Genomic DNA, 15,024 nt, shown 5'->3' on the forward strand with positions numbered 1-15,024 from the left:
TTCACCACTGTGCCGGAGGCGGCGGCGGTGCGACCGGCGGCCGGTCGTCGCAGGTGATCGTGTTGGGCAGCAGCCACGGCGCGAGCCAACCGCCGTCGTTGCCACCCAGGTCGGTGAGGGTGAACTCCGAGCCGGCCGGGGTGAAGTGGAACGACCCGCAGTTGTTGACGCCGACCGCGCCCACGTTGCGGGCGTCCACGTTGGCGAACGAGGCCGAGCCGGCCGTACGGGCGCTGACCACCGAGGTGCCCGTGCCGTCGACCCGGACGTCGCGGAAGCGCACGTTGGTGATCGAGTAGAGGTCCTTCACCGGCCAGTCGCTGACCAGCATGATCGCGTTGTAGGTGCTGTCCAGGTACGCGTCACCGGTGACCTCGACGGCCGCGTCGATGCTGCGGTCCAGCGCGAACATCCAGATCGCGCCGAGCCCGATGTTCCAGTTCAGCTCGTACGTGCCGGCACGGGCCGTGGTGTTGCCGGTGAACCGCAGGTACCCGGCGAACGGCTCCGCGCCGAAGCGGGCGCCGGCGTGCAGGCCGCTGCCCTCGCGGACCGGGTCGGCGACGAGGTTGTGCGAGACGGTCGTGTCGGTGCCGCCGTAGATGGCGATGCCGTTGGCGAGCGTCGGCGACTGCACGGTGTTGTGGTCGAACGTGTTCCGCGCGTTGGCGGTCTTCTCGGACCACATCGCCAGGCCGTCGTCGCCGGTGTTGCGGACGAAGGTGTGCGCCACCAGGGAGTCGGTCACGCCGGTGTGGAAGTTGAGCGCGTCGGCGATCTGGTCGACGACGATGGTGTTGGTGACCCGGACGTTGCGCATCGGCCCGTCGAACCACAGGCCCGCCTTCGTGTGCCGCAGGTGCAGCCCGTCGATGGTGGAGTCGCTCATCGCGCCGCCGATCGCGTTGACCTGGTCGGTGTCGATGCGCTCGCGGACGTCGCCCTCGATGGCGAAGCCGGACAGGTGCACGTTGCGGCTGCCGCCGTCGGCGGCATCTCGGCCGTAGAAGCCGACGCCGGTGTGCACCGAGCCGTCCGGCGCGGGGGTCGACAGGGCGACCTCACGGCCCTTGATGACGGTGTGCCAGTTGCCGGCGCCCTCGATCGTCACGTCGTCGACGATGATGTGCCGGTTGACCTGGTAGGTGCCCGTCGGGATGTACACCTTCAGGTGGGTGCGGCGGGCGAAGGCGATGGCCTTGTCGATCGCGTCGGCGGAATCCCGTCGGCCGGTCGGGTCGGCGCCGAACGCGAGGACGTTCGCCGCGAGCAGCCGTACGCGCGGCGGCGCGACCAGTTCGGAGTCGAGCAGGTCGATGACCGTCCAGGCGGCGGCGGTGCCGGTCGGCGCGGTGAGCCGGACCTTGTCGCCGGACCGGTAGGTGCGCCCGAGCAGCAGTCGCTGCTCGTCGTAGAAGTGGGTGGGCCGGAACGGCTTGTCGATGCTCGGGTACGGCGTGGTGGCCGACGGCACGCACTGGCACTCGGTGATCCACCAGTCCGGGTGCAGCAGGCCGGCCTGCGGGTCGTTGGTGAACGGGTACTGGTTGTAGAGCCACGAGTATTGCGAGGTCAGCGTCATGGTGCGCGCGTGCTTGCCGTTGACGGCCACCGTCAGCGGGGCGGTGATTCCGCCGCCGGACGGCGCGTCCGGGATGCTGTACCGCACGGTGATCCCGTTGGCGGCGCTGGGCAGGACGAACTCGACGTACTCACCCGGGGCGAGTCGGACGGCCCGGCGGCCGGACGCCTCCGAGGGCAGAGTGTAGGCGGACCGGTCGGGGCCGATGATCTCGCCGTTGGTGCGGGCGTTCTCGGCCTCCTGTTCGACGAAGTCGACGTCGGCCCCGCGCCCGGCGACGAGCGCCGGATCGAGTGCCGCCCGGGTGACGACCGGCTGCGTGCCGGGTGACCTGGCCGGGCCGGCGGCGGCCACGGTGGGTCCGGCGACCAGCACGGCGAGGCCGGTCGCGAGCGCGACGGCGGTGGCGGCCGGGCGGCGGCCCGGGCGTCCGCGCGCCGGCAGGATGCTGCGAGACATGGGTGACCCTCCTGGGTGGGTGGTGGTGGAGGTCCGCCCGGCGTTCCCCTGGACGCCCGACATTGATCGCCATGATGCAGCACCGAACATCTCACTGCAAGACGACCATCGAAGATTGAAAAGAGACGACTATTGGACCGCAAGAAATGGACGGATGGCGAGTTGAGCTGCGGCGCGTCGCGTGCGCCCCGAACCGGTACGGCCGGCGTAGGGTGAGCCGCGTGGAGCACGAAGATCGGATTGCCCTCTTTCTCGACTACGAGAACCTGGCGTTGGGGGCCCGCGACCATCGTGGCGGCGGGGCCTTCGACTTTCGGCCGATCGCCGACGCGTTGGCCGAGCGCGGGCGGGTCGTGGTGCGCCGGGCGTACGCCGACTGGTCGTACTTCGACGAGGACCGGCGGATGCTCACCCGGTCCCACGTGGAGTTGATCGAGATCCCGCAGCGGATGGGGGCGTCCCGCAAGAACGCCGCCGACATCAAGATGGCCGTCGACGCGATCGAGTTGGCGTTCGAACGCGACTACATCTCCACCTTCGTCATCTGCAGCGGCGACAGCGACTTCACGCCGCTCGTCCACAAGCTCCGTGAGCTCAACAAGCGGGTCATCGGCGTCGGGGTGGAGGGGTCCACGTCGGCCCTGCTGCCACCGGCCTGCGACGAGTTCCTGTACTACGACCGGCTGGAGGGCGTGGACATCCCACCCGTCCGCGCCCGGCACGCCCGGCCGACCCGGCAGACCGGCCCCGACCAGCGGCCGACCGAGCCGGAGCAGCAGCGGGAGCCGGAGGTGGAGGAGCAGCCGGTGGGGGAGGAGCCCGGCCGGGACGTCGACACGCTCGCCGTGCAGGTCGCCCAGACGGTGGCCGGTCTGCAGGGCAGCGCGAGCGGCGAGGTGACCGCCTCCCGGCTCAAGCGCACCCTGCTGCGCAAGGACCCGACCTTCAGCGAGTCCGACTACGGCTTCCGTACCTTCGGCGAGCTGCTGCGCCACCTCGCCGAGCACAACGTGGTCGACCTGGCCGAGGGGCCCGCCAAGGGTGACCCCGAGGTGTCCCTGCCCGAGCACGGCGACCGGGAGGTGGCGTTCGGCCTGCTCCGGGGCGTGGTGGGCGACCTGGGCAGCGCCGGCAACCCGGTGGCGCTCTCCGGCCTGAAGAACCAGCTCCGCCGGGTGCGGCCCGACTTCAGCGAGAAGAAGCTCGGCTACCGCAGCTTCCTGCAGTTCTGCAAGGCCGCCGCCACCAGCGGCGCGGTCGACCTGCGATGGAGCCCGGAGGCGGACGACTACCTGCTCACCTCGTCCTGACCGCATCGACCGCTGTCGAGCGGAAGTGTCGGGACTGCCCATAGGGTGGACGGCAGGGCTGCCCCGAGGGCGAGGTGAGGGTCGGCATGCCGGGACGTGGGGAATGGACACTCGTCGGCCGCGAGGGCGAGCTGAAGACCATCGAGGACGTCGTGGCGGCGCGGGTGCCCGGTCTCGTGCTGGTGGGCGACGCCGGCGTGGGCAAGACGCGGTTGCTGCGGGAGGCGTTGGCACGCGCCGGTGACAGCGGAGTCGAGTGCCACTGGGTGTCGGCGACCGGCGCGGCCCGCTCGATCCCGTTCGGCGCGGTCTCGCACCTCATCCCCGCACCGACCCGGCCGCACGCCGACCCGATGGGGCTGGTCGTCACCGTGGAGCGCGACTTCGCCCGGCGCAGCGCCGGACGCACGGTCATGATCGGGATCGACGACGCGCACCTGCTCGACGAACCGTCCGCCGGGCTGCTGCACCAACTCGCCGTGCACGGTCTGGCGGTGGCGGTGGCGACGGTCCGCGCGGGCGAACCACTCTCCGACGCCCTCACCTCACTGTGGACCGGTTCCGGTCGGCGACTGGAGGTGCGTCCGCTGCCGTCCACCGCCGTGGACCATCTGCTCGACGAGGCCGCGCCGGGTCCGCTCGACGCGCTCAGCCGCCGCCGGCTGCGGCAGCTCGCCGACGGCAACCCGCTGCTGCTGCGGGAGCTGCTCGCCGACGCGATGGAGACCGGCGGCCTGCACGAGGTGCGGGGCGTCTGGCGCTGGCGCGGCACCGCCTCCGGCAGCCCCCGGCTCGCCGAGCTGGTCAGCGCCCGGCTGCGCGCCCTCGAACCGGCGGCCCGGCAGGTGCTGGAGGTGGTCGCCTGCGGCGAACCACTCTCCCTGGCCCTGCTGGAACGGTTCGTCGACCCGACCGCCATCGAGGCCGCCGAGCGCAGCGGCATGGTGGTCGCGGAGCGCTCGGGCGCGCGTACGGCCCTACGGATGGCCCATCCGCTCTACGGCGAGGCGCTGCGCGCCAGCATGCCCGCCAGCCGTTCCCGGACCGTGTTCGGGCAGCTCGCCGACGTGTTGGCGAGCATGCCGCTGCGCCGCCGCGACGACGCGCTGGTCGCCGGTGTCTGGCAACTGCGCTCCGGCAGCGTCCGGCACCCGGGTATCGCGCTGGCCGCCGCCCGCCAGGCGATCGACCGGTTCGACATCGACCTGGCCGAGCGGCTGGCCCGCACGGCGTACGACGCCGGGCCGGGTTGGGAGGCGCAGTGGCTGCTGGCCCGGGTGTTGCAGTACCAGGCGCGCAGCCAGGAGGCGTTCGACATGCTCCCGCCGGCCCCGCCCCCGGGCAGCAAGCGCCTCGCCATCTGGGCGATCACCCGGGCCGGGTTGCTGTACTGGGGCCTGGACCGCATCGACGAGGCGCACGAGACGCTGCGGATGGTGCCAGAGGGCTCGCCCGGCCACGACCTGGCCGAGGCCACCCGGTCGTGGGTGCTGTTCTACGACGGCCGGTGCGAGGCGGCGTTGGCGGTCGGTCAGGCAGTACTCGCCCGCCCCGACACCGGCGTACGCGCGGCAAGCTGGGCGACCATGGGCGCGGCCTCGGCGGCGGGCATGCTCGGCCGGCTCGGGCTCGCGGCGGAGCTGGCGCGGCGGGGCCGGGCCGTGCTCGCCGCCGCGCCCGAACACCTGCCCTGGAACGAGGCCCAGGTCGGGCTGGGGCTCTGCTACGCCCGGTACGCCGCCGGTGAGCTGGCCGAGGCCGTCGAGCTGGCCGACGAGGGCTACCGCGCGGCGGTCGCCAGCGACGCGCGGGGGATGGTCGCCGTGTGGGCCGGGTTCCGGGGAATCATCGGCAAGGCGCAGGGGCAGCTCGACGCCGCCGAGGCAGACCTGCGCGAGGCCATCGCCCTGGTCGAGGAGAACGACCAGTACCACCTGGTACGGACGTACTGGGCCGAGCTGGCGGGCGTGCGGGCCCTGGCCGGCGACCTGTCCGGCGCGCGGCGCTGGCTGGCCGCGGCGGACGCCCGGGAGCGGACCGCCAACCGGATCTTCCACGCCTGGGTGGAGCTGAACCGCGCCTGGGTGCAGGTCGCCGAGGGCGACCTCACCGCGGCGATCCGTACCGCCCGGCACGCGGCCGACCTGGCCCGCAGCAGCGAGCAGCCCACCATCGAGGCGGTGGCGCTCTACGAGTGCGCGCGCCTCGGCGCACCGGAGCCGGTCCGGCACCGGCTGCGTACCCTCGCCGACCAGCTCGGCGGCCTGGCGGCGACCCTCGCCGACGCGGTCGACGGTCTGCTCCACGACGACGGGCCGGCCCTGGAGGCAGCCGCCGACGACCTCGTCGCCCGTGGGCACACGCTGCTCGCCGCCGAGGCGGTCGGTGTCGCCGCCCGGGCGTACGCCCGACGGGGCCGACCTCGACTGGCGGTGGCGCAGCGGGCCGCGACGCTGGCCGAGGCCTGCCGGGGCGTACGCACGCCGCTGCTCGCCGCGACCGCCCCGGGCGTCGAGCAGGCGACGCTGACCCGCCGCGAGCGGGACGTCGCGCTGCTCGCGGTCGCCCTGTCCAGCCGCAGCATCGCCGACCGGCTCGGACTGTCGGTCAACACCGTCAACAACAACCTGGCCCGGGTCTTCACGAAACTGGGCGTCCGCAACCGCCGGGAGCTGGCCGTCGTGCTCGGTCACGAGACGGTCGGGCGTACGGGAGAGGGTCACCGCGAGCGATCCCCGCTCGACAGTAGGTAAGGCCGACTGATCTACCGGGTTACCGCGCGCGTCCCTACCGTGCGGTAACAACCTACCGGTGCACTCAGTCCCTGGAGGACGGCAATGAGCCAGTTGGATCGAAGCGGACCACCAGGACCACGACCCACGAGGTCGTTCCAGAACGTTCTCTTCGCCGCCGGGATGGCGCTGGCGGTGGCCACGCTCACCGCGGTGGTCGCCCCGACCGCCGGGGGCGCCTCACCCACCCCGGCGAGCGCCGCCCCCGCGGCCGAGTCGTACGACGCAGCGCCCTGCACCCGCGAGTTGGAGGGCACGACCTGGCTGCTCGACCCGTGCGTCAAGCCGGGCGGGAAGCTCCCGGCGGAGGTCGAGGCGCGGCTCGCGCAGATCCGTACCCAGAACCGGGCGGCAGCCGACGACTGCCCGACCCCCACCGATTCGGCCTCGGCCTCGGCCTCGGCCTCGGCCTCGGCGTCGCCGACCCGGCAGACCCAGTCTCCGGTGACGGCTGAGCCGGTCGTGCAGCGCGCCCCCGGCGCGACCGCGACCGCACCCACCACGACTGCCTCGCCCAGTGGTTCACCCACCTCGTCGCCCAGCGACTCGCCCTGCCCCTCGGGCAGCGCGTCGCCCTCGGGGAGCACGGCGCCCTCGGGTAGTTCCTCTCCGCCCGGTAGCGCGTCGCCGTCGGAGAGTTCCTCGCCGTCGGGTAGCGCGTCGCCGTCGGAGAGCTCTTCGCCGTCGGGTAGCGCGTCGCCGTCGGAGAGCTCTTCTCCGTCGGGTAGTGCGTCCCCGTCGGAAAGCTCTTCGCCATCAGGTAGCGCGTCGCCGTCGGGTAGTTCCTCTCCGTCCGGTAGCGCGTCGCCGTCGGGCAGCTCCTCACCGTCGGGCAGCGCCTCACCCAGTGGGTCGTCGTCACCCAGCAACCCGACCGACCCCACCGACGGGCCGCCCTGGCCCACCGGCGGGCCCGGGTCGCCGCCACCACCGCCGCCGACCGGCTGCCCGCAGGTCAACGGCAACCCCACCCTCGTGGACGCCAACAAGGACCGCATCCGCTGCCGCGAGGTGCAGACCGTCGAGGACGACACCGTCCTCACCGTCACCGGCGACTCGATCAGCTCGTCGCACCACCAGTTCGGCTTCGGGTTCATGGGTCCCGGCTGCCCGAACACGTCGTTCGACGATCGGGGCATGCCCGGCAACAACGGCGTCTACAGCTACGCCCGGCGCTACTTCGACATGAACGGCAGCATCGTCGACTACGACAACTACGCGCGGACCGGGTACGGCACCGGCGACATCATCTCCGGACGGGCCGGCCCCGACTCGTGCGGCAACGCGTGGGCCCGGGTGGCCAGTCCGCTCGGTCTGGCCACGGCCCGCATCGCCAAGGCGAAGAGCGACAAGCACGACGCGTACCACGTGACGACCGGCGGCGTGAACAACACCAACTGGACGACGGTGCTGACCCGGCTGGCGAAGTGCCGGGGCTACGAGTTCGCGGCGGAGACCCTGAACTCGTACGGCGTGTTCCGCTTCGAGTGGGCGGCCCAGGGTGGCAAGGCCGGCATCATCACCAACGGCGGCGGCTGCAACTTCTGGCTCGACCTGCCGGTCGGTGAGGACTACTACATCAACGTCCGGGTGCCCCGCTACGACGGCCCGAGCCAGTACGCCGGTGTCAGCGCCGATGCCACCTTCATCGTCAACTCCCTGTTGGCGGCGGGCGCCGACAAGGTGGTGTGGATGCTCTACTACGACATCACGCCGGCCAACATCGACATCGGGCAGTACGGCTGGATGCAGCTCAAGGCGTACCTGCCGGCGGCCCTGCTGACCTACGTACCGCCGCAACCGGTGTCGATGCTGTCGCCGCTGATCGACCCGCTCTGGGTGGGCACCGTGCGGGGCGTGATCAGCGACCTCAATTGGGCCATCCAGTTGGGGGTCCCGTTCGACCCGGCCGTACGGGTGGCGCTTCCGCCGCCGTTCACGCCGGGTGACATCCAGATCACTGCCGAGGGAGGGTCGCCACATCCCAGCCCATCGGGTCAGGACAAGCTGGCCAACACCCTGGCCAGCGTGCTGAACGGCATCTGAGTCGCTCCTGAGTCATCGCTCAGGCGGGGAGGAGCCGCCGTTGCGGTTCCTCCCCGCCGACACACAGGTCGATCTGCGCCCGAATTGCGGCTATCGACCCCATATATGCCCACCTGCGCCGTACCCCCGGCGCGAAAATTGCTATACGGTCGGCGAATGAAGGTGGAGGAACACTGGTGGAACGGTGACACGACCCCGCGCGGGCGCCGGGACGTGTACATCCGTACTGACGGGCAAGGTTGGGAGGTCCGCGCCCAGATCGGTGGGGCGTCGGGCCGTGAGCGGGTGCAGCAGTGCCCCAGCCGGGCCTCGGCGACCATCCTCGCCGACGCCTGGCGCGGTACGCACCCATCCTGGCGCGAGCTGAAGCAGCGCTGATCCGGCACCGGGTCGGGCCGGCAACGCCCCCCGCGCCCCCCGGCCCCCCCGGTGCTCGACCTCACCCCCTCACCCCGTTCTCCCGGGGTCACCGCTTCTGCAACATGACCGCGGCGAACGCCGACGCCCACTCAAGCTGAGGGCAGTCGTCCCGGCCCCTGCACTCCAGGCATCCACCTGCCCGCCATGGTGAGTCGAGCGCATCCGTCCAGTGCGCGTCGAGCACGCGTTTGGCGGTGAACAGTTCGGTGGCACGAAGGAACCTTCACCGGCCCATACCGACCAGCGGATACCGCGAGGTGGCCGAGGATCTCGCCGCACGAATCGCAAGTGGGGAGTACGCGCCGGGTGAGCGGTTGCTCACGTACAACGAACTCTCCGCCCTCTACGACGTCAGTAGTCTTTGATCACTTGATGCTTACCAGTTCGGGGAGGCTTGCTGAAACTGGTGAGCATCAAATGATCAAGCCAGAGGCGCAGGATCAACTCGACATCGCCGATGTGGGGGCATTACGCCGCCCGGATAGCGCAACATCGGTGATGTGGAGTGGATCAACCCCAGCGGCCAGGTCCGGTGGGCGCATTCCCTGGGGCAGGCCGGGTACACGGGGGCGGTCCGCGCGCGATGGAGGTCGCTCATGTCGCAGGGTCCCGACGAGGACAACCCTCGGCTCGATGAGGAGGTCCGGGAAGCCGAGCGCCGGCTCGCCGCCCTCACCACCTCGTCGGACGACGCGCTGACCGACGACGACGCCCGCGTGCCGGACGACGCCCTCTCCGAGCAGGACGAAGCTCTCTCCGAGCAGGAAATTGCCCTCTCCGAGCAGGAGGAGGCCCCCTCCGAGCAGGAGACGGAGTAAGCCTCAGGCGGTCGGGACCGGAAGCACGACGCCCTCGGCCGCCGATCGGTGCGCCAGCTCGATCAGCTCGACCGTGGCCGCCGAGTCGCGCGGGTCCACCGGCATCGGCGTGCCGTCGCGCAGCGCCGCCGCCACCTCGGCGTAGAAGCTCTGGTACGCCCCGGGCATGGTCGGTGTCGGGCGCAGGTCACCGTCGACGCCGAGCAGGCCGTACCGCTCCGGTGGGACCTCGCCCCAGCCCGGCTGGTCCGGTCGGCCGCCGTCGTGCAGCGCGGCCTCCTGCACGTCCAGCCCGTAGGTCGTGTAGCCGGCCCGGTCGCCGAGCACCCGCAGGCGGGGGCCGAGCTGAGCGGTGATCGCCCCCATCCACAGGTGCGAGCGCACACCGTTGCGGTGGGTCAACGCCACGAACGCGTCGTCGTCGACTTCGGCGCCCGCGCGGCGGCGGTCGACCTCGGCGTAGACCCGCTCGACCGCGCCGAAGAGCTGCACGGCCTGGTCGACGAGGTGCGCGCCCAGGTCGAACAGGGCACCACCGGCCTCCTCCACCCCGGCGAGCTCCCGCCAACCCGGCTTGATCGTGGGGCGGAACCGTTCGAACCGGGACTCGAACCGCAGCACCCGCCCCAGCTCACCGCTCTCCACGAGCGCGCGGGCGGTCAGGAAGTCGCCGTCCCAGCGGCGGTTCTGGAACACCGTCAGCGGCACGCGGAGACGGTCGGCCTCCTCGACCAGCGCCCGGGCGTCGGCGGCGGTGGGGGCCAGGGGCTTGTCGACGACGACCGGCAGGCCGGCGGCGAGGGCCGCCCGCGCCATCGGCACGTGCTGCCGGTTCGGCGTCGCGACCACCACCAGGTCCAGATCCTCAGGTGTACGCCACAACTCGTCGGCGTCGTCCACCAGGCGGGCGTCGGGGAAGTGCTTCTGGGCCTGCTCGCGCCGCTGCGGATCGCGCGTCACGATGGCGTCCAGCCGCAGCCCGGGTGTCGCGGCGATCAGCGGAGCGTGGAAGACCCGACCCGCCAGCCCGTACCCCAGCAGACCGACCCGCAGCGCCTCCGCCATGCCGTACCCCTTTCTCCTGGCCCGCGCCCGGTTCGGCGGCGGTGCCGGTGGTCGAATCTACGCCGGGCCCGACCCGGACCCGGGCCGGGCCCGGCGCTGGTCAGCCCACCGGGTCGGCGCGCAGATAGGTGAGCACGGCGAGCACCCGCCGGTTGGTGTCGTCGCTGGGCGCCAGGTCGAGCTTCAGCAGGATGTTGCCGACGTGCTTGCCGATGGCGGCCTCGGTGACGTGCAGCCGGGCGGCGATGGAGGCGTTGGAACGGCCCTCGGCCAGCACCGCCAGCACCTCCCGTTCGCGGGCGGAGAGTGCGGCGAGCGGGTCGCGGGGCCGGTGCAGCAGTTGCCGCACCACGTCCGGGTCGATGGCGGTCCCGCCGTCGGTGACGCGGCGCAGCGTGTCGACGAACTCGGTCACCTCGGCCACCCGGTCCTTGAGCAGGTAGCCCACCCGCTGGCCGTCGCCGCTGTCCAGCAGCGCCGCCGCGTATCCGGTCTGCACGAACTGGCTGAGCACCACCACCGGCAGGTCGGGCCGTTCGGCGCGGAGCGCGACGGCGGCGCGCAGCCCGTCGTCACGTCGGCCCGGCGGCATGCGGATGTCGGTCAGCACCAGGTCGGGCTGGTGCGCGTGGGCTGCCTCCAGCAGTTCGGGCGCGGAGCCGACGGCCGCGCACACCATGAAGTCGAAGCGGGTCAACAGCGCGACCAGGCCCTCGCGCAGCAGCACCTCGTCCTCGGCGAGCACCACCCGGGTCACCGGCGACATGGCAGCTCCACCCGGACCAGGGTGGGCCCGCCGGGAGGGCTGGCCAGCAGCAACCGGCCGTCGGCGGCGGCGACCCGGTCGGCGAGGCCGGTCAGGCCGGTGCCCCGGGCGGGGTCGGCGCCGCCGCGCCCGTCGTCGGACACCTCGACGACGAGGTCGCCGCCGGCCCGGGTCAGGCGTACGTCGGCGCGGGTCGCCGCGGCGTGCCGGGCCACGTTGCCCAGCGCCTCGGACACCACGAAGTACGCGGTGGTCTCGACGATCTCCGGCAACTCACCATCGACGTCGGCGTGCACCGTGACCGCGACGGGAGACGCGTCGGCCACCTCGCGGACGGCGTCGGCGAGGCCGAGGTCGGTGAGGCTCTGCGGCCGGATGCCGTGCACCAACTGCCGCAACATCACCATCAGCCCCCGCGCCTGGTCGTGCGCCACGGCGAGGGGCCGGGCGGCGGGGGAGTCCTCGGGTACGTCCAGCCGGGCCAGGCCCAGTTGGAGGGTGAGGCTGGTCAGCCGCGGCTGTGCGCCGTCGTGCAGGTCCCGTTCGATGCGCCGCCGTTCCGCCTCGTACGCGCCGACCAGCCGGGTCCGGGAGCGGGCGACCTCGCGCAGCGCGGCGGCGTCGACGGGGCTGGTCAACGCCCACCGCGCGACCGTGGCCTGTGCGGCGGCGAGCAGCCCCGCCGCGTAGCAGAGCACCGGGACGAGCAGCACACCCACGATCGCGTACGGGATGGCTTCGCCGGTGTTCTCGATCGGCCGCCAGATCACCACCGGATCGGCGGCACCGGCCAGCCAGGGGCTGCTGACCATCCCGAGGTCCAGCAGCACCAGCACCAGGAACGTCCAGTACGCGACGGGCACGACACCGCCCAGCCAGAACAGGTACGCCACCTCCCGCCAGCTGGCCGCGCTGCGGTAGCGGTCGACCAGAGAAGACCACGGCGACGCGGGCGGCAGCGGGCGGCCGTCCACGAGGCCGAGTCGCCACCGTTCGACGGCGGCGACCGGAAGGCTAGCGAGCGGCGCGAGGGCCACCAGGGTGAGGCTGCCGACCGCCAGGAACAGCATCAGCGGTATCGACGGCGCCCTGCCGTGCTGTCGCAGCGCGTTGGCGGCGGCCAGCAGGGGCGCGCCGATGACGAGCAGCCCGACGGTGAGCACACCGGCGATCGGCACGGTGGTGACCAGGTAGGCCAGCGCGCGCCAGGGCCAGGCGGAGATCAGCCAGTCGCGCCTTCGCAGGGCGGCGGCGAGGTGACGGGGGTGTTCCGAGGTCATGCCGCTGACGCTAATCGGCGGCCAGGCGCCGCCCCAGCCGTCCAGATCCCCTCTTCGAGGTAGGCCCAGCACTACCGGCGTGGTGTGCGGAGTCCGGAAACGGGAAGGACGCGCGGGGCGTGACCTGCGGCGGCTGGAGTGACATGGGTGTGAGAACCTTCGTGGTGGTCGGCGGGACCAGCGGGCTGGGCCTCGCGGTGGCCCGGCTGCTGCTCGACGAGCACCGCGTCGTGGTGTTCGGCAACGAGCCGGCCGAGGTCGCGGCGACGACCGACGAGCTGGGGTGCGACGGCGCGGTCTGCGACATCTCCTCCTACGAGCAGGTCCGAGACGCGTTCGCCGAGGTGGTGGGGCGCTACGGCACCGTCGACGGGGTCGCGGCGTGCGCGTCGATGTGGGCGGGCGGTGACCTCGGGGACCTGCCGGTGGAGCACATCCGGCGGGCCGTGGACATCAACGTGCTGGGGACGACGTACCTGCTGCGGGAGGCGCTGGAGCATCTCCAGCGGCAGGGCTACGGAAACGTGGTGTATATCGGCGCGATGGCGCTCGCCGCGCCCCGGCCCGGCATCCCCGTCTATCGGGCGACCAAGAGCTACGGCAGCAGCCTGGTCGATTCACTGGGCGAGGCCCAGCACAGCAACCGGATCAAGGTGATGCAGTTGCACCCCGGGCCGATGCCGACCCGCTTGCAGGAACGCGTCGGCGCCGAGTTCCTCGACGAGGTGTACGCCCTGCCCGAGCAGGTCGCCACCGAGGTCGTCCGGCTGCTGCTGTTGCAACCCGACGACCTCTACGTCTCCGGTGAGCGCGTGCTGCGCGCGGACGGGCGGTGGTGACGGCGGCTGCCGGACCGGGGGACCGTCCGGTCTCCGCGTGGGCGCCCCTGCGCGGCGCCGTCTACCGCAACCTGTGGCTGGCCCTGCTCGCCGCCAACATCGGCACGTGGATGCAGACCGTCGGCGCGCAGTGGCTGCTGATCCACCACTCCAACGCCTCCACGCTTGTCGCGCTGGTGCAGACCGCCAGCCTGCTGCCGATCCTGCTGCTGGCGCTGCCCGCCGGGGTGCTGGCCGACAGCTTCGACCGTCGGCACCTGTTGATCGCCGTGCAGCTCTTCCTGGTCGCGGTGGCGGTGGCGTTGACCCTGCTCACCGTGACCGATCGGATGCCGCCGGCCCTGCTGCTCACCCTCACCTTCGCGTTCGGGGTCGGGCAGGCGCTCACCCTGCCGGCCTGGTCTGCGGTGATCCCGGAGCTGGTGCCGCAGGAGCAACTGCGGTCCGCGTCCGCCCTCGGCTCGATCAGCGTGAACGTTGCGCGGGCGGTGGGGCCGGCGGTCGCGGGTGTCCTGATCGCCCGGACCGGCGTCGCCCCGGTCTTCGGAATCAACGCGGTGGCGTTCGCCATCTTCGCGGCCGCGCTCTGGCGCTGGCGGCCGGGCACCGCGCGCGCCGTCGAGGTGCCCGAGCGGTTCGCCGCCGCGCTGCGGGCCGGCAGCAGGTACGTACGCCATTCGCCGATCGTGCGCCGGCTGCTGCGCCGCGCGTTGGTCTTCGTGATCCCGGCCAGCGCGCTGTGGGCGCTGCTGCCCCTGGTGGCGGCCCGGCGGCTCGGGCTGGGCTCCGGCGGGTACGGACTGCTGCTGGCGGCCCTCGGGGTGGGCGCCATCGCGGGCGGTGTGCTGCTGGCCGTGATCCGTACCCGGCTGTCCGCCAACCAGCTCCTGCTCATCTCCGGCGTGCTGTTCACCATCGTGCTGGCGGTCCTCGGGACGGTGCGGGTGGTGCCGCTGGTGCTCCTCGCCCTGCTGCCGGCCGGGATGGCCTGGGTGACGGTGCTGGCCAACGTCAACGCCGAGATGCAGCTCTTCCTGCCGAGCTGGGTACGGGCCCGAGGGCTGGCCGTCTACCAGGTGTGTTTCGCCGGCGGGCAGGCCGTCGGCGCGCTGGCGTGGGGTCTGGTGGCCGACATGGGCGGGCTGGTCTTCGCCTTCCTCGCGGCGGCGGGGTTGATGTTCGTCGGCACCGTGACGAGCCGGATCTGGCCGCTGCCGGACCTGCGCTCGGTGGACCGCGAACCGGCGGCCTACTGGCCGCAACTGCACCTGGCGCACGAGCCGGACCCGGGCGTGGGACCGGTGCTGGTGACTGTGGAGTACACCGTCCGGCCGGAGCGCATGGAGGCGTTCCTCGCGGCCATGGACGCGGTGCGCGGGGCCCGGCAGCGCACCGGCGCGATGCGCTGGGGGCTGTTCCGGCCGGCCGAGACGACCGGCCGGTTCGTCGAGGTGTACCTGGTGCCGTCGTGGGACGAGCACCTGCGCCAGCACGGCGGTCGGTTGACCGGCGCGGACCGCGAGGCCGAGGAGCGGGCCCGGGAGCTGACCGACGGCATCCCGCAGGTACGCCACCTCGTGCCGGCCGCCGCCGGACCGCGCCTGTCCGACGCCCGCGAAGGGGTCTGAACTCCCGTACGCCCAACTC

Annotated in this window: 13 protein-coding genes; 8 read left to right on the top strand and 5 right to left on the bottom strand. The window is 72.6% G+C overall.

Annotated features, from left to right (window positions below):
- Position 1: 1 nt before the first annotated feature.
- Positions 2-2,041, bottom strand: a complete 2,040-nt coding sequence (locus ACLQ25_RS00540; protein ID WP_425728036.1) for a glycosyl hydrolase family 28-related protein — start codon at positions 2,039-2,041, stop codon at positions 2-4.
- 221 nt (positions 2,042-2,262) lie between these two features.
- On the opposite strand from ACLQ25_RS00540, the gene ACLQ25_RS00545 reads away from it, so the two are divergent.
- Positions 2,263-3,351: an NYN domain-containing protein gene (locus tag ACLQ25_RS00545; protein ID WP_425728037.1), complete on the top strand. Its 1,089-nt coding sequence runs from the start codon at positions 2,263-2,265 to the stop codon at positions 3,349-3,351.
- An 86-nt stretch (positions 3,352-3,437) separates the two neighbouring features.
- The gene (locus ACLQ25_RS00550; RefSeq protein WP_425728038.1) at positions 3,438-6,104 is read left to right on the top strand and encodes an AAA family ATPase; all 2,667 of its coding nucleotides are present in this window, start codon (positions 3,438-3,440) and stop codon (positions 6,102-6,104) included.
- Positions 6,105-6,115: 11 nt separating this feature from the next.
- On the opposite strand, the gene ACLQ25_RS00555 is transcribed toward ACLQ25_RS00550, so the two are convergent.
- Positions 6,116-7,114, bottom strand: a complete 999-nt coding sequence (locus ACLQ25_RS00555) for a hypothetical protein (RefSeq protein ID WP_425728039.1) — start codon at positions 7,112-7,114, stop codon at positions 6,116-6,118.
- A gap of 4 nt (positions 7,115-7,118) precedes the next feature.
- Between ACLQ25_RS00555 and ACLQ25_RS00560 the strand changes: the two genes are divergently transcribed.
- The 4 genes from ACLQ25_RS00560 (at position 7,119) to ACLQ25_RS00575 (ending at position 9,427) form a co-directional block, all read left to right on the top strand.
- Complete coding sequence (locus tag ACLQ25_RS00560; protein WP_425728040.1) at positions 7,119-8,189, top strand: hypothetical protein; 1,071 nt, start codon at positions 7,119-7,121, stop codon at positions 8,187-8,189.
- Between the two features lie 156 nt (positions 8,190-8,345).
- Complete coding sequence (locus ACLQ25_RS00565; protein WP_355050387.1) at positions 8,346-8,567, top strand: hypothetical protein; 222 nt, start codon at positions 8,346-8,348, stop codon at positions 8,565-8,567.
- Positions 8,568-8,815: 248 nt separating this feature from the next.
- Positions 8,816-8,974, top strand: coding sequence for a GntR family transcriptional regulator (locus ACLQ25_RS00570; protein WP_425728041.1), 159 nt, complete (start codon positions 8,816-8,818; stop codon positions 8,972-8,974).
- Positions 8,975-9,205: 231 nt separating this feature from the next.
- A complete protein-coding gene (locus tag ACLQ25_RS00575; RefSeq protein WP_425728042.1) occupies positions 9,206-9,427 on the top strand; it encodes a hypothetical protein in 222 nt (73 codons plus the stop codon).
- A gap of 3 nt (positions 9,428-9,430) precedes the next feature.
- Here the strand turns inward: ACLQ25_RS00575 and ACLQ25_RS00580 are convergent, their stop codons facing one another.
- From ACLQ25_RS00580 to ACLQ25_RS00590, 3 genes are all read right to left on the bottom strand, one after another.
- A complete protein-coding gene (locus ACLQ25_RS00580; RefSeq protein WP_425728043.1) occupies positions 9,431-10,492 on the bottom strand; it encodes a Gfo/Idh/MocA family oxidoreductase in 1,062 nt (353 codons plus the stop codon).
- Between the two features lie 100 nt (positions 10,493-10,592).
- The gene (locus ACLQ25_RS00585) at positions 10,593-11,258 is read right to left on the bottom strand and encodes a response regulator transcription factor (RefSeq protein ID WP_425728044.1); all 666 of its coding nucleotides are present in this window, start codon (positions 11,256-11,258) and stop codon (positions 10,593-10,595) included.
- Positions 11,246-12,538 carry a sensor domain-containing protein gene (locus ACLQ25_RS00590; protein ID WP_425728045.1) on the bottom strand — a complete coding sequence of 431 codons (1,293 nt, stop codon included), beginning with the start codon at positions 12,536-12,538 and terminating at the stop codon, positions 11,246-11,248. The genes ACLQ25_RS00585 and ACLQ25_RS00590 overlap by 13 nt, the downstream gene beginning before the upstream one ends.
- A gap of 143 nt (positions 12,539-12,681) precedes the next feature.
- Between ACLQ25_RS00590 and ACLQ25_RS00595 the strand changes: the two genes are divergently transcribed.
- Together ACLQ25_RS00595 and ACLQ25_RS00600 are read left to right on the top strand one after the other, a co-directional pair.
- A complete protein-coding gene (locus ACLQ25_RS00595; protein ID WP_425728046.1) occupies positions 12,682-13,377 on the top strand; it encodes an SDR family NAD(P)-dependent oxidoreductase in 696 nt (231 codons plus the stop codon).
- Positions 13,371-15,005 (top strand): MFS transporter, encoded by a 1,635-nt coding sequence (locus ACLQ25_RS00600; RefSeq protein ID WP_425728047.1) that lies wholly within the window; start codon positions 13,371-13,373, stop codon positions 15,003-15,005. The genes ACLQ25_RS00595 and ACLQ25_RS00600 overlap by 7 nt, the downstream gene beginning before the upstream one ends.
- Positions 15,006-15,024 lie beyond the last annotated feature (19 nt).

The sequence above is a fragment of the Micromonospora sp. DT44 genome (genome assembly GCF_049841635.1).
GTDB lineage: Bacteria > Actinomycetota > Actinomycetes > Mycobacteriales > Micromonosporaceae > Micromonospora.

Bases quoted from the DNA above. Each gene is read 5' to 3' on its own strand.
- ACLQ25_RS00540 (WP_425728036.1), bottom strand. From the start codon at position 2,041: ATGTCTCGCAGCATCCTGCCGGCGCGCGGACGCCCGGGCCGCCGCCCG.
- ACLQ25_RS00550 (WP_425728038.1), top strand. From the start codon at position 3,438: ATGCCGGGACGTGGGGAATGGACACTCGTCGGCCGCGAGGGCGAGCTG.
- ACLQ25_RS00565 (WP_355050387.1), top strand. From the start codon at position 8,346: ATGAAGGTGGAGGAACACTGGTGGAACGGTGACACGACCCCGCGCGGG.
- ACLQ25_RS00575 (WP_425728042.1), top strand. From the start codon at position 9,206: ATGTCGCAGGGTCCCGACGAGGACAACCCTCGGCTCGATGAGGAGGTC.
- ACLQ25_RS00580 (WP_425728043.1), bottom strand. From the start codon at position 10,492: ATGGCGGAGGCGCTGCGGGTCGGTCTGCTGGGGTACGGGCTGGCGGGT.
- ACLQ25_RS00585 (WP_425728044.1), bottom strand. From the start codon at position 11,258: ATGTCGCCGGTGACCCGGGTGGTGCTCGCCGAGGACGAGGTGCTGCTG.
- ACLQ25_RS00590 (WP_425728045.1), bottom strand. From the start codon at position 12,538: ATGACCTCGGAACACCCCCGTCACCTCGCCGCCGCCCTGCGAAGGCGC.
- ACLQ25_RS00595 (WP_425728046.1), top strand. From the start codon at position 12,682: ATGGGTGTGAGAACCTTCGTGGTGGTCGGCGGGACCAGCGGGCTGGGC.